Consider the following 22,656-nt stretch of genomic DNA (forward strand, 5'->3'; position numbering starts at 1 on the left):
TCCCGACAACCGGCGTCACCCAGCGTCGTCACAGGCGTCCGGCTGCCAGACGTAGCGGTTCGTCTCCTTGTCAAAACAACGGGTAGCCTGAAAGCGAACTGTACAGCCGTTGTCGTAGGTTCGCGTGCAGCCGAGCGCATCGCATCGGGTCTGCATTCGGATCACCTGACCTGTCGGGATCCGGCACTGTGCGGGAGAAGCCTGTGCCGCCGGCGGCGGTGGCAGTCTGCGGCCCGGTCGTTGACCGTTGTCCGCCCACACTTGCGCGTTCTCCAGCGTGCATTGCCCCGCGCGCTGACACACCACGAAAGCGTCCCCGATTGCCGCCTCCTGCGTGTCGCCGAGCGCCACACCGACCTCGCCATTGGTCGCTCGCACCACCGCCCAGTAGGCGGGGCCGTTTCCGGCCATCAGAACTTCACATCGCCCTCCCCGGCTCCCCGCCGAGAACTGGGTCCGGCACCGGCTCAAGGCCGCAACTTTGGCCTTGGCCATGGATGTCTGGTTGGTCACGTACACGAGTCGAAACCCGCCCGACCCGCGTACCCCCGCCACGGCAGACGCCGCAAGGCCCGACGTGCTGGCCAAGCCCAACAGGCAGGACAGCCACATCGCAAGCATCACGGAAAGATAACGACTTCCATTCATCAGGGCGTAACCGCTGGTGCGGGAGCAACGAAGGCGTGAACCGATGCCCTCATCAAACCACACGACACCGCCTGACGAAGCGCGAAACAAAGGGGATTTTCGGGGGCATTATGGCCCGTCCAGCGTGGCGGCCATGCGCGCATGGGGCTCATCGGTGTCGCCGCTGCCTTGTCGGGTTGACGCGGCCACCGGCGTTCCGGCCCACTTCCCGGGAGTCTCGATAGAGAGAGCGATGCAGCGCGATAGCACGTCGCGGGCCGAAGCGCACACCGAAACGGCGATACCGCCTCAAGTCGTCGGATAGCCGCTGCCAAAGCGCCTTCGGCATGCAAAGTCGCCGAAAAGCCGATATAACACTCCCGCCAAAGAAAAAGGCGGTGCATCTTTCGATATCACCGCCTTCCGGCAGAAGTTCGGCAGTTGGACGCCCCTGTCAAGGCGCGTCCAGTGCCTGCAAATTTCGCTCAGGTGCCGCGTTTGATCCAGGCCGCCAGGTTGTGCGGGCGCAGCGTGTCGTACTCTTCGAACGGCTGGTGAATCCATGGGTTCGTCGGCAGGAATTCCACGGCGTAGTCGGGCGCCACCTTCGAGCAGGCCTTGTGCCAGAGCACTGCCGAGCGCACGTCGGTCACGGCAGGAAATCGCTGCTTGAGGTGCTGGCCCACGCGCTCGAGCGTCACGCCCGAATCGACCAGATCGTCGACCAACAGCACGCGGCCTTCCAGCTCGCCGCGCGTGATGGTGATGTACTGAGCGATATCGAGGTCACCGCGCACGGTCCCCTCGGCTTCACGATACGAACTGGTCGCCAGAATCGCGAGCGGCACGTCGTAGATGCGCGCGAGCTGATCGCCCACGCGCAAACCACCACGGGCCAGACACAGGATCTTGTCGAACTTCCAGTTGGACTCATGGACCTTGAGCGCCAGACGCTCGATCAGCCGGTGATACTCTTCCCACGAGACCCAGAGGTTCTTATCGTCGTTTTGGGGCAGATTCATGGTGTGCCTTGCCAGTCCTACGGTATTTCAGTTCTTGAAGGGGTGACGCAACAGGATGGTTTCGTCGCGATCCGGGCCGGTCGACACCATATCGATCGGAATACCGCTCACCTCTTCGATGCGCTTCAGGTAATTCTGCGCCTGAACCGGCAATTGATCCCACGACGTCACGCCGACCGTGCTTTGCGACCAGCCGGGGAAGTCCTCGTAAACCGGCTCGCAACGCGCCACATCGACCGCACCGCGCGGCAGGATATCCACCGTCTTGCCGTCGATCTTGTAACCCACGCACAGGCGCACGGTGTCGAGGCCGTCGAGCACGTCGAGCTTCGTCATGCACAGGCCGGTCACGCCGTTGATCTGGATCGAACGCTTGAGCGCCGCGGCATCCATCCAGCCCGTGCGACGCGGACGTCCCGTGACCGAACCGAACTCCTTGCCGACCGTGGCCAGTTGCAGCCCGATGGGTTCCTGACGGGCGGGGTTGTCCGCATCGTACAGTTCGCTCGGGAACGGACCGGCGCCCACACGCGTGCAGTACGCCTTGGTGATGCCCAGAACATAGTGCAGTTGTTGCGGACCAACGCCGGCACCGGCCGAGGCGGCGCCCGCCACGCAGTTGCTGCTGGTCACGAACGGATACGTCCCGTGATCGATGTCGAGCAGCGTCCCCTGGGCACCTTCGAACAACAGCTTCTGGCCTTCACGGTTGGCCGCGTAGAGCATCTGCGACACGTCGGCAATCATCGGCTGCAGACGCGGTGCGTAGCTCAGCATCGTGTCGAGCGTTTCCTGGAAGTCGACAGCCTTCGCGCCCAGATATTGGGTCAGCACGAAGTTGTGATAATCGAGGTTTTCACGCAGACGATCGGCGAACGTCTTCGGATCGAACAGATCCTGGACACGCAGGGCACGGCGCCCGACCTTGTCTTCGTAGGCCGGACCAATGCCACGACCGGTCGTGCCAATCTTGCCGGCACCGCGGCGCGCTTCACGCGCCTGATCGATGGCGACGTGGTACGGGAGAATCAGCGTACAGGCCTCGGAAATGCGAAGGCGGCCGCAGACATCCAGGCCAGCGCTTTCGAGTTCTTCGATTTCCTTGAACAGCGCTTCGGGCGACAGCACGACGCCGTTGCCGATGTAGCAAGTGACGTCCTTGTGCATGATCCCCGACGGGATCAGGCGCAGAATGGTCTTCTTGCCACCGATGATGAGCGTGTGTCCGGCATTGTGACCACCCTGGAAACGCACCACGCCTTGCGCGTGATCGGTCAGCCAATCGACGACCTTACCCTTGCCTTCGTCGCCCCATTGGGTTCCGATAACGACGACGTTGCGTCCCTGATTCAAAGCATTGCCGGACATAACAATAGTTGGTTTGGTTAAAAACGTATTCTACCCGTGTTGACGGACGCTAGTGCCGCTTTTTTCAGCGGGGTTCACCTGGGTGTCACTACCCATTGCCCATCTTTCTCGACGAGTACGCGGTCTCCCGTGAATTCCTCGAAATCCTGGTCGTGGCCGGGCAACATGCGGATGACCACCTCGCCCGCGTCGCGCAGGCCATCGATCTTCGCGCGCAGACCCGGCACATCGTCGGCCGGCGCCAAAATCGCGTTACTGCGCGCTTCCACCGGCGAAATAGCTGCCAATTCTCGCAAATCGAGCGAAAAACCAGTGGCAGGACGATCACGTCCGAAGGCCTGTCCAACCTTGTCGTAACGGCCACCGCGCGCGATCGCATTCGGGATGCCGTCCACGTAAGCGGCGAACATCACGCCGCTGTGGTACTGGTAGCCACGAAGATCGGCCAGATCGATCGAAAGGACGGCGGGTCCGTCCTTGCCTTGCGAAGCCGCCAGATACGCCAGATCATCCAGTGCGGCCTTCACGCCCGGCAGGTCCGGCAGCGCGTTGCGCGCGCGCGCGAGCGTCTCGGCCGGTTCACCGTACAACGTGGTCAGGGCAAGCAGCGCATCGCGCAGGTGCGCGGGCAGATCGCGCGTCAACTCCTGCAGCTGGGGCACGTCCTTCGTCGCGAGCGCGCCGAACAGCTGGCTTTCAATGGCCTCCGCCGCCGGCACGCCTTCGATCAGCGCCTCGAGCACGCCGGCGTGACACAAATCGATACGAATCTGCTTCAGACCCGCCAGTTGCAGGCAGTAGAGCAGCAACTCCTGGATCTCGAGATCGGCTTCCAGGCCGCTGTGACCGAAGATCTCGGCACCGATCTGGAACGGCTCGCGGGTCGCCAGCAGATTGCGTGGGCGGGTGAAGAGCACACTGCCCGCGTAGCACAGGCGGGTCACGCCCTTGCGATTAAGCAAATGTGCATCGATACGGGCGATCTGCGGCGTGATATCCGCGCGCAGGCCCATCGTGCGTCCCGAAAGCTGGTCGACGAGCTTGAACGTGCGCAGATCGAGGTCATGCCCGGTCCCCGTGAGCAGCGACTCGACATATTCGAGCATCGGCGGCATCACGAGTTCGTAGCCGTAGGTACGGAATCGATCGAGCATGAGACGGCGCAGATCCTCGATCTTGCGCGCCTCGGACGGCAGCACGTCGGCGATATTTTCGGGAAGTAGCCAATTCGGCATGGGTAGTTCGGTATTCAGACGGCGCGCAAAGGCGCCTTTTAGTAGTCGGCCAGCAGCATCAGAATCAGCCCCAGCGAGACGGCGGCCAGGCCGAAGAAGCGAATCTGGCCGGACGGCATTTCCGTTATTTTACGAAAACTTTGCCGCCACCGGTCCGGCGCGACAAACGGAAACATTCCCTCGACGATCAGCATGAGGGCAAAAGCGAGAATTATCGTGCTGCTGGTCACAGGGAGGCTCGGCCAAAACGCCACCGCCCGCGATTGACGCGGGCGGTGGCAGCTACTCGGATGTCAAGAGCGCTATTTTCCCGCTTTTCCGGCCGACGCGCCAGCACCACCGGAACTGCGCATGAATCGGAAGAAATCGCTGTTCGGGTCGGCGATGATCACGTCCTTCTTGTCGCGGAAGGTGGCCTTGTACGCCTCCAGACTCTGGTAGAACTGCGCGAACTGCGGGTCACGCCCAAAAGCCTGGGCATAGATGCCAGCCGCGGTGGCGTCGCCCTCACCCTTGACCTGCTGGGCCTTGGCATACGCTTCGGCCACCACGACGTCGCGCTGACGGTCCGCATCGGCACGAATCTGTTCGGCCTCGGCGGCGCCTGTCGAACGCAACTCGTTCGCCACACGCTTGCGCTCGGCCGCCATCCGGCTATAGACCGAATCGCTGATGCCCGCGGCCAGATCCACGCGGCGCATCCGCACGTCGACGATCTGGATGCCAACCTGCGCGGCGTCCTCGCCCACCTTCTGCTTGACCCACTGCATCACCTGCTCGCGCTGCGTCGACACGACTTCGGTCACCGTACGCTTGGTGAAGGCCTCCTGAAGGGCCGAGCGAATCTGCTGCGTCAGGCGATCCTGGGCGAGACGATTGTCGCCCTTGAAGCTCACATAGAACTTTCGCGGGTCGACGATGCGCCATTTCACGTATGAATCGACGATCAGGTTCTTCTTCTCGGCCGTGATGAAGCGCTCCGGCTCCGGGTTATCGATGGTCATGATGCGCTTGTCCAGATACAGCACGGTCTGGAGCGGCGGCGGCAACTTGAATTTCAAGCCGGGCTGGCCATAGACATCCTTGATCTCGCCGAGCGAGAACACCACGGCGTAACGGCGCTGATCCACCACGAACATGGTCGAGGCGAGCACGATCAGCAGGACGATCAGCGCGACAATAGCGGTTCCAATACGGTTCATGCGCATATCCCCTTAGCGTGAATCGCGGTCGCGGTTGCGCAGTGCCGCGCGCGAACGATCATGGTCGACATCGTTGTTGTCATCAGCGGCCGGCGCACCCGCCGCCGAACCCGTGCCGGCGCCGGACGCCGGTGCAGGGGTCGACGCGTCGCCGCGCGAACGCTCCATGATCTTGTCCAACGGCAGGTACAACAGACTGTTGTTCTTCGAGTCCACCATGATTTTCGTGGTACGCGAGTAGATCTGTTGCATCGTGTCGAGATACATCCGCTCGCGAATCACGCCAGGCGCCTTGGCATAGGCTTCCTGCACCGACTTGAAGCGATCGGCATCACCCTGCGCCTGCGATACCACGCGCGCCTTGTACGCGGCGGCTTCCTCGGTCAGGCGCGAGGCCGTACCCTTGGCGCGCGGTATCACGTCGTTGGCATAGGCCTGCGCTTCGTTCTTCGCACGCTCCAGATCCTGGCCGGCCTTCACGGCGTCGTCGAATGCGGCCTGCACCTGTTCTGGCGGCTGCACGCTCTGCATCGTCACGCTCGTGACGAGAATACCGGTCTTGTAGCTATCGAGAATGCGCTGAATCGACGTGACGAGTTCGTTGGCGATTTCCTCGCGCCCCGCATAGAGCACAAAATCCATCTTGCTCTTGCCGACGATTTCGCGAACCGCCGTCTGGGCCGCCAGATTCACCGACGATTCGGCGTCCACGTTATTGAAGAGGAATTCGGTCGCGTCCTTGATGCGGTACTGCACGGCAAAGCGCACGTCGATGATGTTCTCATCGCCCGTGAGCATGGACGAATCCTTCAGATCGGTGTCGCGGATCGTATTCGAGCGGCCGATCTCGACCGACCGGATTTGCGACATGTTGACGATCTCGACCGACTGGAAAGGATAAGGCAGGCGCCACTGAATCCCGGAGGTCGTCGTGTATTTGTACTTGCCGAATTGCGTGACGACGCCGACCTGGCCTTCCTGCACAATGAACACGCCGGTGGCGAGCCAGATGAGGAACGCCAGCGCGACAACGACGCCCACGCCGATGCCCGACCCACGCGAGCCGCCGGAGACATTGCCGGAGCCGCCGTTGCCGCTTCCGCCGCCCTTGCGGCCAAAGATACGGTTCAGGCGCCGGTTGAAATCGCGCCACAATTCGTCGAGATCGGGCGGGCCGTCCTGCTGCGGGCCTTGCGGTCCGCGTTGCGGCTCCTTCGGATCCTGCGAATTCGGTGGATTCGCACGATCAGGGCGGTTCGGCTCCTGATTGCCGGACGGCGTGTCGCCGCCGCCGTCCCGCCCCCAGCGCGGGTCGTTCAGGGAGAAAATCAAGCCAACTCGTCGCATCAAAGCTCTTGGAAGCATAGGTAGAAGCGTGGTGACTGAAGCGGTCTTGGCGTTGCGACCGGCGCCCGCGCTTCGGAGCGCGCATGCTGCCGGTTCGCGCGTGGTTACCGAATCTGGTTTGCCGATCGGTGGCCTTGCCCGGCCTCCGTCTAGTCTCTTGCCAGTTCGTCACCCGTCTCGGGTCGCGCTGCCGGTATTCCCCGTGGCAACCCGCCCTTCACGGTGCGACGTCTCGTGTTATCTGTCTTCTGCGCGCGGCGCATCTTCCCAACGGTCGATGAGCCGGACATCGGGCGCTTCGTGTTGCGATTGTAACCCAGCAGTGCCGGCCACAACCGCTTCGCTGATGGCCTCGCGCAGCAGATCGAGGCCCTGGCCGGTACGTGCGCTCAGGAAGACGCGTGTGATGCGCCCCGCCTCATCCCGCTCGATTCTCGGCCCTTGCGCGGCCAGTTCCGGCACCGCGTCGATCTTGTTCCAGACGAGAATCTGCGGGATGTTCGCCGCGTCGATCTCCGCCAAAACGGCATTGACCTCGGCCATCTGCTCCTGACGCACCTGACTCGAGGCGTCCACCACATGCAACAGCATGTCGGCGTGCACCGTCTCCTCCAGGGTCGCCCGGAATGCCGCCACCAGTTGGTGCGGCAACTCGCGGATGAATCCGACAGTGTCGGACAGCACGATGTTCCCGACTTCGCCAAGATAAACGCGACGCGAGGTCGTATCGAGCGTGGCGAACAGCTGATCCGCGGCGTAGGCATTGGCCTTCGTCATCGCGTTGAACAGCGTGGATTTACCGGCGTTGGTGTAGCCGACGAGCGAGATCGACATGGTGCCGCTGCGCTGGCGCGCCCGGCGTTGCGTGTCGTGCTGGCGCTTGAGCCGCTCCAGACGCGCCGTGAGCGACTTCACCCGCTCGCCCAGCAGACGACGGTCGGTTTCGAGCTGCGTCTCACCCGGCCCTCGCAGGCCGATACCGCCCTTCTGACGTTCCAGGTGAGTCCAGGCGCGAACGAGGCGCGTGGACAGGTACTGCAACTGCGCCAGTTCGACCTGCAGCTTGCCCTCGTGACTCTTCGCGCGCTGGGCGAAGATGTCGAGAATCAGGCTGGTACGGTCCACCACGCGACGTTGCAGCAGGTGTTCGAGGTTTCGCTGCTGACCGGGTGTCAGCGCGTGGTTGAAGATCACCAGGTCGACGTCGTATTCCGCGATCGCGGCGCGCAATTCTTCCGCCTTGCCGCTGCCGATGAACAGCTTCGCATCGGGGCTGTGACGGCGACCGGTAATGGTCACGACAGGCGTGGCGCCTGCGGATTGCGTCAGAAGGTCGAGTTCCTGGAGACTGGCTTCGAAATCGAGTTTGCCGAAATCGATGCCGACGAGCGCGGCGTTGGTGGTCAAGCTACGCTGAGACTGGGTGTTGGGACTGTTGGACAAGAGCGGGCGATGGGGAAGAGAAATTCGCCCGGCCGGAGAGACTCCCGGTCGGGCGAGCCTGAATCAGGACTGCTCGGCTTCCGGATGGAAATTCACCGGACGCGCAGGGACGACCGTCGAAATGGCGTGCTTGTACACCATTTGGGTGACCGTGTTGCGCAGCAGGACGACATACTGGTCGAACGACTCGATGTTTCCCTGCAGCTTGATACCGTTGACCAGATAGATCGAGACGGGAACATGCTCCTTACGCAAGGCGTTCAGAAACGGGTCTTGTAGAAGTTGCCCTTTGTTGCTCATAAGTTACTCCATTGTATTTTTAGCAAATGACCGTAAGCCAGGGCGTGTGCGCGCTTCCCACCCTGACCTCCACACTATAGCCGATTTTGCTAGCGTCGCCAGCAAAACCCCGCCCGGGACTGGCTTTCACTCGCCCTTGGCGTAAGGGTTCGCGCTGTTGCGGAACTCTATGCGTAATGGAGTGCCCTTCAACTTAAAAGTTTCGCGGAAGCGGTTCTCCAGGTAGCGGCGATACGTGTCGGTCACGCCATCCAGATTGTTCCCGTGGATAACGATGATCGGCGGGTTCGATCCCCCCTGGTGCGCGTAGCGCAGCTTCGGACGAGAGAACCCCGAACGACGCGGCTGCTGGTGCTCCACCGCCTCGATGAGGGCCTTCGTGAGCTTCGGCGTGGGCAGCTTGCTCATGGCCGCGGCGTAGGCCTCGTCCACCGAGCGCATCAGCGGGCCGATACCGGTTGCCTTCGCGGCCGAAATGAAGTGGAAGTTCGCGAAACTCAGGAATTTGAGTTTGCGCTCCAACTCCTGCTTCGCCTGGTCCCGGGTGTACTCGTCCAGGCCGTCCCACTTGTTCACGCCAACGACCAGCGCGCGCCCCGACTCGAGAATGAAGCCGGCAATGTGCGCGTCCTGATCCGAGATGTCCTGACGTGCGTCGAGCATGAGAATCACGACATTGGCGTCCGCGATCGATTGGAGCGTTTTCACAACCGAGAACTTCTCGACCGCCTCGAACACCTTGCCGCGACGGCGCAGACCCGCCGTATCGATCAGCGTGTACTGCTTGCCCTGACGCTCGAAGTCGATGTGAATCGAGTCGCGCGTGGTGCCCGGCATGTCGAAGGCGATCACGCGCTCTTCGCCGAGCAGCGTGTTGACCAGCGTCGACTTGCCGACGTTGGGGCGCCCGACGATGGCGATGCGCACACGGCCGTCATGCTTCGCATCGTCGTCCTCTTCGTCCTGATTGGCATAGAACGGTGCGATCGCTTCGTCGATCACCTCCTTCACGCCATCGCCGTGCGCGGCGGAAATCGCCAGCGGATCGCCCAGACCGAGTTCGTAGAAGTCGTTCGCCACGGTGGTGTACTTCATGCCCTCGGCCTTGTTGACCACGAGCATGATCTTGCGTCCCGTCTTGCGCAGGTATTCGGCGATGATCTGGTCCTGCGGCGTGAGGCCCTGACGCCCGTCCACGATGTAGATCACCACGTCGGCCTCGACCACGGCCTGGCGCGTCTGCTTGGCCATTTCGTGGAAGATGCCGTCCTTGGCCACGGGTTCGAAGCCGCCGGTGTCGATCAGCAGATACGGGTGCTCGCCCACGCGCCCCTCGCCGTAGTGACGGTCGCGCGTGAGCCCGGGCATGTCGGCGACGAGCGCGTCGCGCGAGCGGGTCAAACGGTTGAATAGCGTCGATTTACCGACGTTGGGGCGCCCTACGAGCGCGATCACGGGTTTCATGAATAAGCCCTAAAAACGAAGACGGCCGGCGCGCTGCCGGCCGTTCCCGGAAAATGCCCGGGTGCTGCCGGTTACCGGTTATTCCGGACGGAAGCCATAGATGTTGCCGTCGCGCGTCTGGACCACCAGCGTCTGGCCGGCCAGCACCGGCTGCGCGCTGATCGCGCCGCTCAACTTGACGCGGGCGAGAATGTCACCGTTGTCACGCGACAGGAAATGCAGATAGCCCTGCTTGTCGCCCACGACCACCACGCGGCCGAGCGCCAGCGGCGCCGACAGGTCGCGGTACTTGAGCTTGTCGTTCTGCCACAGTGTACTGCCATCAGCCGCATTGAAAGCGTACACGGCGCCGTCGGTATTGACCGCCGCCACCACGCGCTCGTCCTGCGACACGCCGTTCGGCGACGAGAAATCACGCGCCCAAAGGCCATTGCCGGTCTGCACGTCCACGCAGCCCACGCGGCCCTGGAACGACGCACCACAAACTTGACGGCCGAAAACGACCGGCGAGCCCGTGACGTCATTCACGCGCTCGACCTCCGTCACGCCCTTCGGGTACGACAGCGGCGTGATCCACAGCGGATTGCCCGTGTTGGCGTCGAGTGCCACCAGCTTGCCGCCCGGGAAGCCCGTCACGATCGCACGGTCGCCCACGAATGTCATGCCGGTGCCGGTGCGCAGCGTGAGCGTGGAGGTCGGCTGCGAATACGACCAACGCACGCTACCGGTGCCGGCGTCGAACGCCGTCACGCGGTTATTGATCGCGCGCACCACCACCAGACCGCGACCGACGAGCGGCGCGGTCAGCACCTCGCTGCCGGCGTTGGCCTTCCAAGACGGCTTTCCGTCATGGTCGAAAGCGATCACGTCACCCTTGTGGGTGGCGACAACCGTCGTCTCGCCGTCGCTACCCGGGCCGGCGGTGATGTTCGTGTCGGCCTTGGCCGACCAGGTCGATGCCCCCGTGTCCGCATCCACGCGCACGACGCCGCCGTTGGCGCCGGCCGCAAACACGGCATTGCCCACCGCGACCGGGGCAAAGCTGTAAGCGCCCGCCTTGCCGACGCTCGCCGTCCAGATTTGCTTGACGGTCAACGCCTGCTTGATCTCCGTGAGCGGCGTCGGCTCATGCGCCGGCTTGCTGCCGAACAGACCGCAACCACCCAGCGTGCCCAGCACCGCCAGCGTCAGCGCGGCGCTGCCCACTCGCTTGAAAATGCCACGGCGCGACGGCTCGGACTGTGACATGGCCATCGTTTGCGGCATCGATCGACGGAAGTCGTTAAGGATCATCATGTACCCGGTTATGCGTTATGGGAGGGTAATACTTGCCAACGGAATGCCGACGCGCGTCAGGCCCCCAGCGCGTCGAGCTTGAACTGCACGAACTGCCGCATGCCCGAGTCCTGCTTGTCGAGCTTGTCGAGCGCGAGCTTGTATGCGGTGCGCGCATCGGCCACCTTGCTCTGCGCGACGAGCACGTCGCCGCGACGGTCGGCAAACAGGGCAGCATACGCCGCCGGCGGGTTCTCGAGCAGCTTGAGCGCCTCGTCGTAGGCCTTCTCGTCGAGCAACACACCCGCCAGACGCAGCTTGGCCAGTTGTTTGTACTCGTCGTCCTTCGCATTCGACACCGCCCATTGCAGTTGGGCCTTGGCGCCGGCAGCGTCGCCCGCGTCCGAAAGCGACTTCGCCGCCAGCAGCGCGGTCATCTGCGCATACGGCGTGCCGCTGAACTTGCTCTCCATGTCGGAGGCAATACGCGCGACCTTGGCCTTGTCCTTCGCATCGATGGCGCTTTCCAGTTCGCCGTACAGCACGCCCGCCTCGACCGTTTGCTTGCGCTCGTAGTAGCGCCACAGGTTCCAGCCGCCATAGGCCAGCATGATGACGACCAGCGTCCAGATAACGTAATTGCCGTACTGCTTCCACCAGGCTTTTACGTTCTCGATCTGTTCCTGTTCCTCGTGATAGCTGCTCATTCGCCGGGGTTCTCCGTGTCTGGCGTCTTGGATTAGTGAAGCGTTTCGTTGCCCGTACCGTTGCCGGTCAGGCTTTCGTTCACGCTTTCGTCGGCACTGGCGACGATCGCGTCGATCAGGTGCTCGGCGAGGGCGTCGAACGCCACGCTCGTCTGGTTGTTGGCCTGGTCGGCCGCGCGCAGGTGCTTGACCACCGCGGTGCCCGAGGCAACTTCGTTCTCGCCGACGATTACGGCGAAATTCGCCCCGCTCGCGTCCGCGCGCTTCATCTGCGACTTGAAGCTGCTGCCCTTGCCGTCCGGGCTGCAATGGAACACGACGTTCAGCCCGGCATCGCGCATGCGCTCGGCCGCGATCAGCGCCGGCGCCACCGCCGACTCACCCTGGTGCACGACGTAGACGTCGGCGCCTTCGGCCTGCGGCACGAGATCGTCTTCACGCAGCAGTTCGAGAATTCGCTCCACGCCCATTGCCCAGCCGCATGCCGGCGTGGCATCGCCGCCCAACTGTTCGATGAGCGGGTCGTAGCGGCCGCCGCCGGCCACCGTGCCTTGCGCGCCGAGCTTGTCGGTCACCCACTCGAACACGGTCAGGTTGTAATAGTCCAGCCCCCGCACCAGGCGCGGATTGATCGTGAACGGGATGTTGTTCGCCTTGAGCAGCGACTGCACACCCTCGAAGTGCTTGATCGACGCCTCGCCGAGGTAATCGATGAGCTTCGGCGCACCTTCGACCATCGCCTGCATCGCGGGGTTCTTCGTGTCGAGCACGCGCAACGGGTTCGTGTACAAACGACGCTTGCCATCCTCGTCGAGCAGGTCGACGTGCTTTTCCAGATACGTGATCAGGTCGGCACGGTGGCGCGCGCGCTCCTCGCCCTGCCCCAGCGAGTTCAGTTGCAGATGAATCCCGGTCAGGCCGAGATCGTCCCACAGGCGCTGGCACATCAGAATGATTTCGACGTCGGCATCGGGACCGGCCAGGCCGAGCGCTTCGACGCCCACCTGATGGAACTGGCGATAGCGACCGCGCTGCGGCTTCTCGTGACGGAACATCGGACCGAAATACCACAGGCGCTTCGGACCGCCGTAGAGCAAATTGTGCTCGAGCGTCGCACGCACAGCGGCGGCCGTACCCTCGGGGCGCATCGTCAGTTGCTCACCGTTGAGCGAATCGGTAAAGCTGTACATCTCTTTCTCGACGATATCGGTCACTTCGCCGATACCGCGCGTGAACAACTGCGTGTGCTCGAGAATCGGCGTACGGATCTGCTGATAGCCATACGCGCGCAGCATGGCGCGCACCGATTCTTCGAAAAACTCCCACAGGGCTTCGTCCTGCGGGAGGATGTCGTTCATGCCCTTGACCCCGGCCAGCTTGGCGGGGCGTTTCTTCTTTGCGTCAGTCATATTCTCTTGTGTCCTGCCTGCTTGCTCCTGCTTGCAACGGCCTCACTGCCCCACCGTCGGCACGGGGTCAGGCAGCGACCACCCCTTCGGCCTGACCGTAGCGCGTCTTCACGTACTCGTCGACGATCTGCTGGAATTCCTCGGCGATGTGATCGCCGCGCAGCGTGCGTACCTTCTCGCCGTCGACAAACACCGGGGCGGCCGGGGATTCGCCCGACCCCGGCAGGCTGATGCCGATGTTCGCGTGCTTCGATTCGCCCGGGCCGTTCACGATACAGCCCATCACGGCCACGTGCATGTTCTCGACGCCCGGATATTGAGCCTTCCATACCGGCATTTGTTCACGCAGATACGTCTGGATGCTCGAAGCCAGCTCCTGGAACACCGTGCTCGTCGTACGGCCGCAACCCGGACAGGCGATGACCATCGGTGCGAACGCGCGCAGGCCCATCGTCTGCAGGATTTCCTGCGCCACCACGACTTCGCCCGTGCGTGCGCCACCCGGCTCCGGCGTCAGCGAAATCCGAATCGTGTCGCCGATCCCTTCCTGCAGCAGCACCGCGAGCGCGGCCGTCGACGCCACGATGCCCTTCGACCCCATGCCGGCTTCGGTCAGCCCCAGATGCAACGCATAGTCGCAGCGCCTGGCCAACTCGCGATACACGGCGATCAGGTCCTGCACGGCGCTCACCTTGCACGAGAGCAGGATCTTGTCGGCCGACAGCCCCACGCGCTGCGCGAGTTCCGCCGATTCGAGCGCGGACGTGATGAGCGCTTCGTACATCACGCTTTGCGCGTCCCACGGCGTGGCGCGCGACGCGTTTTCGTCCATGATGCGTGCGAGCAGCGACTGGTCCAGACTGCCCCAGTTCACGCCGATGCGCACCGGCTTGTCGTGCTTGATCGCCATCTCGATCATCTGCGCGAACTGCGTGTCGCGCTTGGCGCCCTGCCCGACGTTGCCCGGGTTGATACGATACTTCGAGAGCGCCTGCGCGCACTCCGGATAGTCGGCGAGCAGCTTGTGACCGTTGTAATGGAAATCACCCACGAGCGGCACCGTCACGCCCATGCGATCGAGCTGCTCACGAATCGCCGGCACCGCCGCGGCGGCCTCCGGCGTATTCACGGTGATACGCACGAGTTCGGAGCCCGCCTGCGCAAGTTCCTTGACCTGGATGGCCGTGCCGATCGCGTCCGCGGTATCGGTATTGGTCATCGATTGCACGCGAATCGGCGAGTCGCCACCGACCGTCACCAGCTGGCCGCCCCAGCGAATCGCAACCTTGCGCGACTGACGGCGCGGCGCCGGACCGCCGATGATCGGCATGCATTCTACAGAAGCCATGATTACCCTCTTTCGGTCACTTACTGGAGCGTCAGACGCGCCACGTTGCCCGCATTGCGGGACTTGATCTCGACCGGTTGACCGTTGAACTCCAGCGACTCGACGCCCGCGACGTTACCCACGACGATCCTGAGCGGCGCATCGCCCGTAATTTCCTGTTGCGCACCTGCGCGCAGCAACTGGGAGAACAGCACCTTGCCGTCCTTCGAACGCACTTCTACCCAGCTATCCGCCTTCAGACGCAACGCAATCTTGCCATTACCCGGCGCACCGGCGCTCGACGCCCTGGCGTCCGACGGCGCCTCGGGGGCCGAAGCCACCTGCGCCGCGGCGGCCGCGCTCGCGATACCCGCCACCACATGCGTGGGGTCGACGGCCGCGATCAGGCCCGGGCCAGCAACGGCGGCACTGGCCGTCGCACCATTGACCGCATTTTCCGTGTTGCCGATGTTGGCCCCATCCGCGCCCGGCGGCGTGCCGTTGGCGTCGGTAACCACCGGCTGGCTCGCCGGCTCGGCGGCGTCCGTCGCACCTTGCGCCGACACGCCGCTGGCGAGTTCGGCCGGCTCGACCGAACCGCGTCCGGCCTTGTGGGCGTTGCCAAAGTACCAGGCGGCGCCAGCGATCACCACGAGCGCGGCGAGCGCCCAGGGCCATTTGGCCTGCGACGCGGCCACAGGCGAGCGAAAGCGCACCGGGCTCTTCGGAATGCTCGGCTGCCCCGTGGGCGCCTGCGGAATATCGATGGGTGCCGCGCGGCCGAAACGACGCAGCGGTTCGATCATCGGCTCCGGATCCGCGCCGAGCATGCGTGCATAGCTGCGCACGACGCCCTGGAGGAATGGCATCTCCGGCAAGGCATCCCACTCGCCGGCTTCGAGGCGCCTGAGCTTTTGCACCGACACTTTCAGACGCGCCGACACGTCTTCGATCGACATGCCGCGCTGTTCGCGCAATGCGGCCAGTTGCGCACCCACCTGCGCGCCCAGCTCAGCCAATCCGGCGGAAGACGATCCCTGCGGCAGCCCTTGGCCCTGAGCCTCGGCTTGCCCGCCTGCATCCGCCTGATTCTGGTTATCCATCGATACGCCCCCGTTCGTAAGCAGCCGCCCGCAGCGGCTGAGGATATGCTGACGACAGTCCCGCTACATCATCAGACGTACGCTCGGCGTGAAGATCTGCTCGGCGCATCGACGGATTCGGCATGGAACTGACGGAATCGCGCGGCGCACGAAACGCGCCCCGCGCAAGGAATGCTGTCCTGCGAGACTGATCCGACGGGCGGCACGGCGCGTGCGGGGCCGACGGCCCTCGCCACGGTCCGCGCCCGCCCGTTCGCAACCTCATACGGTACGCACCTCGACCGCGATTTTCCCGAATTTGCCGCGTTGCGCAAGCCGTGTGCGGTCCTGCACTTCACCGGCGAGTTGGCCGCACGCCGCGTCAATGTCGTCGCCACGCGTCTTGCGCACGGTGGTGACCAGGCCCGCGTCGAGCAGAATTTGAGCAAATCGCTTGATCTGCGGATCCTTCGAACGCAGCAGACCGGATTCGGGAAACGGATTGAACGGAATCAGATTGAATTTGCACGGCACGTCGCGCGTAAGGGCGACCAGCTCGCGCGCATGCGCTTCGGTGTCGTTCACACCGTCGAGCATGCAGTACTCGAACGTGATGAAATCGCGCGGCGCCACTTCCAGGTAACGCTCGCACGCGGCCATCAGTTCGCGTAACGGATATTTCTTGTTGAGCGGCACGAGCACGTCGCGCAGCGCGTCGTTCGGCGCATGCAGCGACACGGCCAGCGCCACGGGCAACTCCTGGCCCAGGCGATCCATCATCGGCACCACACCGGACGTCGACAATGTAACGCGCCGACGTGACAGCCCGTAAGCATTGTCGTCGAGCATCAGGCGCATGGCGCCCACGACGTTATCGAAATTGAGCAGCGGCTCGCCCATGCCCATCATCACCACGTTGGTGATGACACGCTCGTTCTTGCCCTCGCGCCCGAGATCACGACGCAGCGCGAATTCGGCCATCCACAGCTGGCCGATGATCTCGCCGAGCGTCAGGTTGCGCGAGAAACCTTGCTTGCCGGTGGAACAGAACCGGCAATTGACCGCGCAGCCCGCCTGCGACGAGACGCAAAGCGTGCCACGCGTTTCCTCGGGAATGTAGACGGTCTCGACGGCATTGCCGTTACCCACGTCCAGCAGCCACTTGCGCGTGCCGTCCGCCGACAGGTGGTCGGTGATGGCGGCGGGCGCTGCGATGGTCGCGCGCGTCTTCAACTTCTCGCGCAGCGACTTGGCAAGATCGGTCATGCCGTCGAAATCGGCGGCGCCCATCTGGTGGATCCAACGCTGGAGCTGGCGGGCACGGAACGGCTTTTCGCCGAGCGTGCCGCAATAGGCGGCCAGACCGTCCGGATCGTAATCAAGCAGATTCGTAAGGTGGGTCATGGCCGTAGTCCGTCTAACATCCCTTCGGTAACTTCCTGCAATCGAGCGACTGAACGCGCGGCTTAGCGCGCGTAGACGTTCATGCCCGGGAAGAAGAATGCCACTTCCACGGCGGCCGTTTCAGCGGCGTCCGAGCCGTGCACGGCGTTGGCGTCGATGCTGTCGGCGAAGTCGGCGCGAATCGTGCCCTTTTCGGCCTTCTTCGGATCGGTGGCGCCCATCAGTTCGCGGTTCTTCGCGATGGCGTTCTCGCCCTCGAGCACCTGGATCATCACCGGACCCGAGACCATGAAGTCGACCAGATCCTTGAAGAACGGGCGCTCCTTGTGCACGGCGTAGAACTGCTCGGCTTCGGCGCGCGACAGGTGCACGAGCTTGGCAGCGGCGATCTTCAGGCCTGCGCCTTCGAAGCGGCTGTAAATCTGGCCGATCACGTTCTTGGCAACGGCATCGGGCTTGATAATCGACAAAGTGCGTTCGACTGCCATGAAAAACTCCAAAAAATTAAGCAGTTATATAACCAACATGAACCCATAATTGTAGCACGAAGGCTGTTATGATGGGGATGGAACCTACAGTGCGCGTACCGCTCAAACGCAGGACGGCCGGGACGATCCGGCTTTTCGTGAAGTCGACGCAGGGGTATGAATCGGCAACCCTCCTATTATTGGAGGGTCAGGTGTCGGAAAGGTGAATTGAAATTCGGGGATTCGCCCGCAAATTTCGAGCGTCTTCCGAGTCCGCTGCCGGGTATCTTTCGGTATCCTCTGGACTTCGACGACGAGCCAGTCGCAGCGGCTGCGGGGAATTTGCCGGAGAAACGCCGGCATCGTAAGCGTCAAGCGGCGCTTGCCGGCCCCGCCGGCGGGCACAATGACCACGGAGAACACAATATATGAACCAGGACTTCCAACGTTTCGGCTACGGCGGGACCGCCGGCGCCACCACCGTACAAGTGCGCAACAAGGTACTGCGCAATACGTACTGGCTGCTCGCCCTGTCGATGCTGCCGACGATTGCGGGCGCCTGGCTGGGCGTGAACTACGGTTTCGCCTTGTTCGCGGGCAGCCCGATGGTCAGCATGATCGCCTTCCTGGCGATCGCTTTCGGCTTCATGTTCGCGATCGAGCGCTTCAAGAACAGCGGCGTGGGGGTTGCCCTGCTGCTGGGCTTCACGTTCTTCATGGGCCTGATGCTCACGCGCCTGCTGAGCTTCGTGCTGGGCTTCTCGAATGGCGCATCGCTCATCATGCTGGCGTTTGGCGGCACGGCGGTGATCTTCGGCGTCATGGCCTCGATCGCCACGGTCAGCAAGCGTGACTTCAGCGGACTCGGCAAGTGGCTGTTCATGGGCGTGCTCGTGATCCTTCTGGCCTCGGTCGCCAACATCTTCCTGCAACTGCCGGCACTGATGCTGACGGTTTCGGTGCTTGCCATCGCGATCTTCTCCGCCTACATCCTGTTCGACGTCCAGCGCGTGGTGAATGGCGGCGAAACGAACTACGTGACGGCAACGCTGGCGATCTACCTCGACCTTTACAACATCTTCACCAACCTGCTCGCCTTGCTGGGCGTGCTGGGCGGCAACCGCAACTGATCTGCCGCGGATGCGGTGGGTGCGCCCACCGCATCCATCTCGATCCGACAAAAAAACCAGTCCCTCGGGACTGGTTTTTTCGTTTTGGCGAATCGCGCCGCGCGCCTCGTCCTTCGCCGGGCCACGGGGAGAGAAGCGGGATTGCCGTCCCGCCCGCACGAAATCACTCGCTTTCGTGGACCACACCGTCACCGCCGATGGCACCGGCGATCGCCTCGACCCCCTCATCGGCGGGCGTCGCCTCGTCCTGCGGCTCCGACACGCGCACGCGCGGCACCCAGGGCTGACCGATACTCTCGTGCTCGAACACCGCCATCGATTCGACGTGCGACGTATGGGGGAACATGTTCACCACCCCCGCCAGCGTCAGACGGTAACCCGCCTCGTGCACGAGCAGGCCGGCGTCTCGCGCAAGCGTTGCAGGACTGCACGACACGTAAACGATTCGCCTGGGTAGCCCATCGTAGCCCTGTTGCGCCAACTCGGCGAGCGCCTTCGCGACGGCCAGCGCCCCTTCGCGCGGCGGGTCGATCAGGTAGCGATCGAACGCGCCCAGCGCCCGAATGTCGTCAGGCGTGATGTCGAACAGGTTGCGGCACGCGAACTCGGTACGATCCGCCACGCCATTGCGCTGGGCGTTGGCCAGCGCCCGCTCCGTAAGCGCCGTGCTGCCCTCGATCCCCATCACGGTGCCGGCGCGACGCGCCAGCGGCAGCGTGAAGTTACCCAGGCCGCAGAACAGGTCGAGCACGCGCTCATGCGACTCGGGAGCCAGCAGCCGCAGCGCACGATGGACCAGTACGCGATTAATCTGGTGATTGACCTGCGTGAAGTCCGTCGGCTTGAACGGCATGCGGATCTGATATTCCGGCAGCGTGTAATGCAGCTCCGGCTCGAGCGGATAGAACGGCACCGCGGTATCCGGCCCCTTCGGCTGAACCCAGAACTGCACACGATGGGCGTCGGCAAACGTCCGCAGAATGGTTTCGTCTTCTGGCGTAAGCGGCTCGAGAATACGCAACACGAGCGCTGTCACGTCCGCGCCGATAGCCAGCTCGATCTGCGGCAGACGCTCGCGAATCGAGAGCGACTCGACCAACCGCCGCAAGGGCACGAGCATGTCGGAAACATGGCGCGGCAACACTTCGCACGAGTCCATGTCGGCCACGTAGCTGCTCTTGCGTTCGTGAAAACCGATGAGCACCCCACCCTTCTTCGGCACGTAACGCACCGTCAGACGCGCCCGGAAACGGTACCCCCAGTCCGGGCCCTGAATCGGGCGAAGCATGGCTTCGGCTTTCACTTTCCCCAACCGGGCGAGATTGTCCTCGAGCACGCGCTGCTTGATGGCGATCTGTGCCCGGGGCTCGAGGTGCTGCATCGAGCAGCCGCCACACTTGCCGAAATGGGGGCATTGTGGCTTCGCGCGCATCGGACTCGAGCGCAGCACGCTGACGGCTTCGGCCTGCTCGAACTTGGGCTTGCGGCGATAGCTCAGATAGGTGACGCGTTCGCCGGGCAATGCGCCTTCGACGAAGATGACCTTGCCGGGCTTGTAATCGGGGGTACCCGGCTCACCCTCTGGCGCGGTGCGGCCAACGCCGCGCGCTTCCATGTCGAGCGATTCGATGTCGATGATGCCGGGCTCGGCGGCCGGCCGGCCGCGCGAGGCGTTTCGGGAGGAACGGGTCACGTCTTGGTTCTCATGGGCGACAGCAAACCCGGCATTTTAATCGATTCGTCCGCCCCTGACGCGTGCAGGCCGCGTCGCACCGCACCCCCATGCCTCGAACTGTCGATTCCGCGCACCGCCCCGCCTTGCGTTCAGCCCCACGCGTCGAGATATTCCTTCCAGTGGGCAGCGGCCTCCTGCGCGAGCGAATTTTTCACAAACTCGATTTCCTGCTCGTACTCGGCCTGACGCAGTCCACCGCGCATCAACTGATAGCGGCAATAGACGAGGTACGTGTTCACGACATCCGTCTCGCAGTAGTTGCGAATTTCCTCGAGCTTGCCTTGGCGATACGCCTCCCACACCTTGCTGCCGTCCATGCCGAGCTTGCCCGGGAAGCCGCACAGTTTGGCCAGATCGTCGAGGGGCGCATTTGCCCGAGCCTGATACATCGCAAGCAAGTCCATCAAATCAAGGTGACGCTGGTGGTAACGGCTGATGTAGTTGTTCCATTTGAACTCGCGATCGTCTTCGCCCATGTCCCAGTAGCGCGGCGCGGCAATGCCGTGAATCATCGCGCGGTAGTGCAACACGGGCAGATCGAATCCGCCGCCGTTCCACGATACGAGTTGCGGCGCGTACTTTTCGATCGTGCGATAAAACCCCGACACCAGTGCGCCCTCGCCGTCCTCGAGCGTGCCCAGCGACTTCACCCGGAAACCGTCGCGATCGCGAAACACGCAGGAAATGGCGGCGACACGCTGCAGATGCAACGGCAGGAAATCATGCCCCACCTTTTCGCGGCGCGCGGCGAAAGCGGCCTCGGCAACGGCATCGTCGGACAGGCCGGCGTACGCCGGTTCGAGCTTGCGCAAGCCCTCGACATCGGGAATCGTTTCAATGTCGAAGACGAGTACGGGAGATGGCATGGTGACAATCGAAAGAGAAAAAATAGTGAGCGCCGCAATGCGGCATCGACGTGAGGCATGACCCGCCGGCAACGTTGGCGATTCGCGGCAATCCGTGATGCCGACCGGCGCGCGTCAGCGAGATGGCCGCATGCCGTAAGCGACTGGACCTGCGTTGCTCAGAGCACCGCGTCCTTGCGCACGCCGTTCGACGCGAAGTAGCGCTTGAGCTTGACGAGTGCTTCCTGCTGGATCTGACGTACGCGCTCGCGCGTCAGCCCCATTTCGTCGGCCAGCTCTTCGAGCGTCGCGGGCTCGACGCGATTGAGCCCGAAACGACGCTCGATCACGTAACGATGCTTGGTCGACAGCCGGGACAGCCACAGACGCATCAGGTCCTCCAGCTCTCGGTGTTGCACCTCTTGCTCGGGAGCCTCGCTGTGATCGTCGGACAGCAAATCGAGCAGACTGCTGCCCGGATCGATGTCCAGCGGTGCGTCGAGCGACGCCACGTGTTCGTTGAGCGCGAGGATGTCGGTAATTTCCTCGGGCGTCTTGCCGGTCAGGTCGGCAATGTCCTCGATACTGGCCTCGCGTTGTTCGCCAGCGTCGACATACGCCGCGCTCTTCTCGAGATGACGCTTGGCGCGCAGCACCTGATTGAGCTCGCGAATGACGTGCACCGGCAGGCGCACGGTGCGCGCCTGATTCATGATGGCCCGCTCGATGCTCTGGCGAATCCACCACGTGGCGTAGGTCGAGAAGCGGAACCCGCGACCCGGATCGAACTTCTCGATGGCGTGCATCAGGCCGAGATTGCCTTCCTCGATCAGATCGAGCAGCGGCACCCCGCGATTGAGATAGCCTTTGGCGATACTCACGACCAGACGCAGGTTGCGCTCGATCATGACCTGACGGGCGTCGAACTCGCCCGCTTGCGCGCGCGTGGAGTAATCGAGCTCCTCCGCGGGCGTGAGCAGCGGCTTGACACTGATGCGGTTGAGATAGTGCTGGACGGTGTCGGCCGTGAGTTCGGCCTGCAGCACGGTGCCGAAGTCGTCGGCGTCGGCGGACTTGCGCTTGCGCGCGCTACCGCCGTCTTCGGCGGCATCGGACGACGAGGCGTCGTCGTCCTCCGCCTCGCGCTCGTCGAAAGCGTCGTCCACGTCCTCGTCCTGCCGGGATTGCCGATCGTCGATTTCCTGATCGGGCTCCGGGGCAGCGAGGTCTTCCTCTTGCGAAGTACGACGCTTTCTCTTGAGCATTC

21 protein-coding genes are annotated in these 22,656 nt (G+C 63.4%); 1 reads left to right on the forward strand and 20 read right to left on the reverse strand.

The genetic code is table 11. The annotated features are described in order from the left end of the window. Window positions 1–15: 15 nt before the first annotated feature. The 17 genes from LV28_RS38540 to ndk all read right to left on the reverse strand — a co-directional run bounded on the left by LV28_RS38540 (window position 16) and on the right by ndk (window position 17,700). Window positions 16–648 carry a DUF4189 domain-containing protein gene (locus tag LV28_RS38540; RefSeq protein WP_081255977.1) on the reverse strand — a complete coding sequence of 211 codons (633 nt, stop codon included), beginning with the start codon at window positions 646–648 and terminating at the stop codon, window positions 16–18. Between the two features lie 464 nt (window positions 649–1,112). Beyond that, on the reverse strand, window positions 1,113–1,649 hold the full coding sequence (locus LV28_RS38545) for a phosphoribosyltransferase (protein WP_023596511.1): 537 nt from the start codon (window positions 1,647–1,649) through the stop codon (window positions 1,113–1,115). A gap of 27 nt (window positions 1,650–1,676) precedes the next feature. Next, entirely contained in the window at window positions 1,677–3,017 is a 1,341-nt protein-coding gene (locus LV28_RS38550; RefSeq protein ID WP_023596512.1) for an adenylosuccinate synthase, read from the reverse strand. A gap of 74 nt (window positions 3,018–3,091) precedes the next feature. After that, window positions 3,092–4,252: an ATP phosphoribosyltransferase regulatory subunit gene (locus LV28_RS38555; RefSeq protein ID WP_023596513.1), complete on the reverse strand. Its 1,161-nt coding sequence runs from the start codon at window positions 4,250–4,252 to the stop codon at window positions 3,092–3,094. A gap of 38 nt (window positions 4,253–4,290) precedes the next feature. Next, window positions 4,291–4,482, reverse strand: a complete 192-nt coding sequence (locus LV28_RS48400) for a DUF2065 domain-containing protein (RefSeq protein WP_023596514.1) — start codon at window positions 4,480–4,482, stop codon at window positions 4,291–4,293. A gap of 72 nt (window positions 4,483–4,554) precedes the next feature. Further along, a complete protein-coding gene (gene hflC, locus LV28_RS38560; RefSeq protein ID WP_023873944.1) occupies window positions 4,555–5,454 on the reverse strand; it encodes a protease modulator HflC in 900 nt (299 codons plus the stop codon). 12 nt (window positions 5,455–5,466) lie between these two features. Beyond that, entirely contained in the window at window positions 5,467–6,786 is a 1,320-nt protein-coding gene (gene hflK / locus LV28_RS38565; protein ID WP_024788402.1) for an FtsH protease activity modulator HflK, read from the reverse strand. Between the two features lie 252 nt (window positions 6,787–7,038). Then, window positions 7,039–8,208, reverse strand: coding sequence for a GTPase HflX (gene hflX / locus LV28_RS38570; RefSeq protein WP_023596517.1), 1,170 nt, complete (start codon window positions 8,206–8,208; stop codon window positions 7,039–7,041). A 99-nt stretch (window positions 8,209–8,307) separates the two neighbouring features. Beyond that, window positions 8,308–8,544: an RNA chaperone Hfq gene (gene hfq, locus LV28_RS38575; RefSeq protein ID WP_010807283.1), complete on the reverse strand. Its 237-nt coding sequence runs from the start codon at window positions 8,542–8,544 to the stop codon at window positions 8,308–8,310. Window positions 8,545–8,670: 126 nt separating this feature from the next. Next, complete coding sequence (gene der, locus LV28_RS38580) at window positions 8,671–10,008, reverse strand: ribosome biogenesis GTPase Der (protein WP_023596518.1); 1,338 nt, start codon at window positions 10,006–10,008, stop codon at window positions 8,671–8,673. Between the two features lie 78 nt (window positions 10,009–10,086). Next, window positions 10,087–11,256, reverse strand: a complete 1,170-nt coding sequence (gene bamB / locus LV28_RS38585; RefSeq protein ID WP_426630757.1) for an outer membrane protein assembly factor BamB — start codon at window positions 11,254–11,256, stop codon at window positions 10,087–10,089. 104 nt (window positions 11,257–11,360) lie between these two features. Continuing rightward, on the reverse strand, window positions 11,361–11,990 hold the full coding sequence (locus LV28_RS38590) for a YfgM family protein (protein ID WP_023873937.1): 630 nt from the start codon (window positions 11,988–11,990) through the stop codon (window positions 11,361–11,363). A 32-nt stretch (window positions 11,991–12,022) separates the two neighbouring features. Next, window positions 12,023–13,399: a histidine--tRNA ligase gene (gene hisS / locus LV28_RS38595; RefSeq protein ID WP_023596521.1), complete on the reverse strand. Its 1,377-nt coding sequence runs from the start codon at window positions 13,397–13,399 to the stop codon at window positions 12,023–12,025. Between the two features lie 67 nt (window positions 13,400–13,466). Next, complete coding sequence (ispG, locus tag LV28_RS38600) at window positions 13,467–14,747, reverse strand: flavodoxin-dependent (E)-4-hydroxy-3-methylbut-2-enyl-diphosphate synthase (RefSeq protein WP_029754083.1); 1,281 nt, start codon at window positions 14,745–14,747, stop codon at window positions 13,467–13,469. 20 nt (window positions 14,748–14,767) lie between these two features. Continuing rightward, the gene (locus LV28_RS38605) at window positions 14,768–15,829 is read right to left on the reverse strand and encodes a RodZ domain-containing protein (RefSeq protein ID WP_023596523.1); all 1,062 of its coding nucleotides are present in this window, start codon (window positions 15,827–15,829) and stop codon (window positions 14,768–14,770) included. A 261-nt stretch (window positions 15,830–16,090) separates the two neighbouring features. Beyond that, a complete protein-coding gene (rlmN, locus tag LV28_RS38610) occupies window positions 16,091–17,212 on the reverse strand; it encodes a dual-specificity RNA methyltransferase RlmN (RefSeq protein ID WP_023596524.1) in 1,122 nt (373 codons plus the stop codon). A gap of 62 nt (window positions 17,213–17,274) precedes the next feature. Beyond that, the gene (gene ndk, locus LV28_RS38615; RefSeq protein WP_023596525.1) at window positions 17,275–17,700 is read right to left on the reverse strand and encodes a nucleoside-diphosphate kinase; all 426 of its coding nucleotides are present in this window, start codon (window positions 17,698–17,700) and stop codon (window positions 17,275–17,277) included. A 407-nt stretch (window positions 17,701–18,107) separates the two neighbouring features. On the opposite strand from ndk, the gene LV28_RS38620 reads away from it, so the two are divergent. Then, on the forward strand, window positions 18,108–18,809 hold the full coding sequence (locus LV28_RS38620) for a Bax inhibitor-1/YccA family protein (RefSeq protein ID WP_023596527.1): 702 nt from the start codon (window positions 18,108–18,110) through the stop codon (window positions 18,807–18,809). A 163-nt stretch (window positions 18,810–18,972) separates the two neighbouring features. Here LV28_RS38620 and rlmD read toward each other — a convergent pair whose 3' ends face one another. From rlmD to rpoS, 3 genes are all read right to left on the reverse strand, one after another. After that, the gene (gene rlmD / locus LV28_RS38625; RefSeq protein WP_169834579.1) at window positions 18,973–20,502 is read right to left on the reverse strand and encodes a 23S rRNA (uracil(1939)-C(5))-methyltransferase RlmD; all 1,530 of its coding nucleotides are present in this window, start codon (window positions 20,500–20,502) and stop codon (window positions 18,973–18,975) included. Window positions 20,503–20,633: 131 nt separating this feature from the next. Then, window positions 20,634–21,410 (reverse strand): 3'-5' exonuclease, encoded by a 777-nt coding sequence (locus tag LV28_RS38630; protein WP_023596529.1) that lies wholly within the window; start codon window positions 21,408–21,410, stop codon window positions 20,634–20,636. A 158-nt stretch (window positions 21,411–21,568) separates the two neighbouring features. Continuing rightward, window positions 21,569–22,654 carry an RNA polymerase sigma factor RpoS gene (gene rpoS, locus LV28_RS38635; RefSeq protein WP_069106836.1) on the reverse strand — a complete coding sequence of 362 codons (1,086 nt, stop codon included), beginning with the start codon at window positions 22,652–22,654 and terminating at the stop codon, window positions 21,569–21,571. Window positions 22,655–22,656 lie beyond the last annotated feature (2 nt).

Source organism: Pandoraea pnomenusa (genome assembly GCF_000767615.3).
Taxonomy (GTDB): domain Bacteria; phylum Pseudomonadota; class Gammaproteobacteria; order Burkholderiales; family Burkholderiaceae; genus Pandoraea; species Pandoraea pnomenusa.

What these genes read in the sequence shown, in the direction of transcription:
- LV28_RS38590 (WP_023873937.1), bottom strand. Translation starts at nt 11,990, where the DNA reads ATGAGCAGCTATCACGAGGAACAGGAACAGATCGAGAACGTAAAAGCC.
- LV28_RS38550 (WP_023596512.1), bottom strand. Translation starts at nt 3,017, where the DNA reads ATGTCCGGCAATGCTTTGAATCAGGGACGCAACGTCGTCGTTATCGGA.
- rlmN (WP_023596524.1), bottom strand. Translation starts at nt 17,212, where the DNA reads ATGACCCACCTTACGAATCTGCTTGATTACGATCCGGACGGTCTGGCC.
- LV28_RS38555 (WP_023596513.1), bottom strand. Translation starts at nt 4,252, where the DNA reads ATGCCGAATTGGCTACTTCCCGAAAATATCGCCGACGTGCTGCCGTCC.
- LV28_RS38630 (WP_023596529.1), bottom strand. Translation starts at nt 21,410, where the DNA reads ATGCCATCTCCCGTACTCGTCTTCGACATTGAAACGATTCCCGATGTC.
- hisS (WP_023596521.1), bottom strand. Translation starts at nt 13,399, where the DNA reads ATGACTGACGCAAAGAAGAAACGCCCCGCCAAGCTGGCCGGGGTCAAG.
- hflC (WP_023873944.1), bottom strand. Translation starts at nt 5,454, where the DNA reads ATGAACCGTATTGGAACCGCTATTGTCGCGCTGATCGTCCTGCTGATC.
- bamB (WP_426630757.1), bottom strand. Translation starts at nt 11,256, where the DNA reads ATGTCACAGTCCGAGCCGTCGCGCCGTGGCATTTTCAAGCGAGTGGGC.
- LV28_RS38620 (WP_023596527.1), top strand. Translation starts at nt 18,108, where the DNA reads ATGAACCAGGACTTCCAACGTTTCGGCTACGGCGGGACCGCCGGCGCC.
- ndk (WP_023596525.1), bottom strand. Translation starts at nt 17,700, where the DNA reads ATGGCAGTCGAACGCACTTTGTCGATTATCAAGCCCGATGCCGTTGCC.
- der (WP_023596518.1), bottom strand. Translation starts at nt 10,008, where the DNA reads ATGAAACCCGTGATCGCGCTCGTAGGGCGCCCCAACGTCGGTAAATCG.
- rpoS (WP_069106836.1), bottom strand. Translation starts at nt 22,654, where the DNA reads ATGCTCAAGAGAAAGCGTCGTACTTCGCAAGAGGAAGACCTCGCTGCC.
- ispG (WP_029754083.1), bottom strand. Translation starts at nt 14,747, where the DNA reads ATGGCTTCTGTAGAATGCATGCCGATCATCGGCGGTCCGGCGCCGCGC.
- LV28_RS38545 (WP_023596511.1), bottom strand. Translation starts at nt 1,649, where the DNA reads ATGAATCTGCCCCAAAACGACGATAAGAACCTCTGGGTCTCGTGGGAA.
- LV28_RS38605 (WP_023596523.1), bottom strand. Translation starts at nt 15,829, where the DNA reads ATGGATAACCAGAATCAGGCGGATGCAGGCGGGCAAGCCGAGGCTCAG.
- hfq (WP_010807283.1), bottom strand. Translation starts at nt 8,544, where the DNA reads ATGAGCAACAAAGGGCAACTTCTACAAGACCCGTTTCTGAACGCCTTG.
- LV28_RS38540 (WP_081255977.1), bottom strand. Translation starts at nt 648, where the DNA reads ATGAATGGAAGTCGTTATCTTTCCGTGATGCTTGCGATGTGGCTGTCC.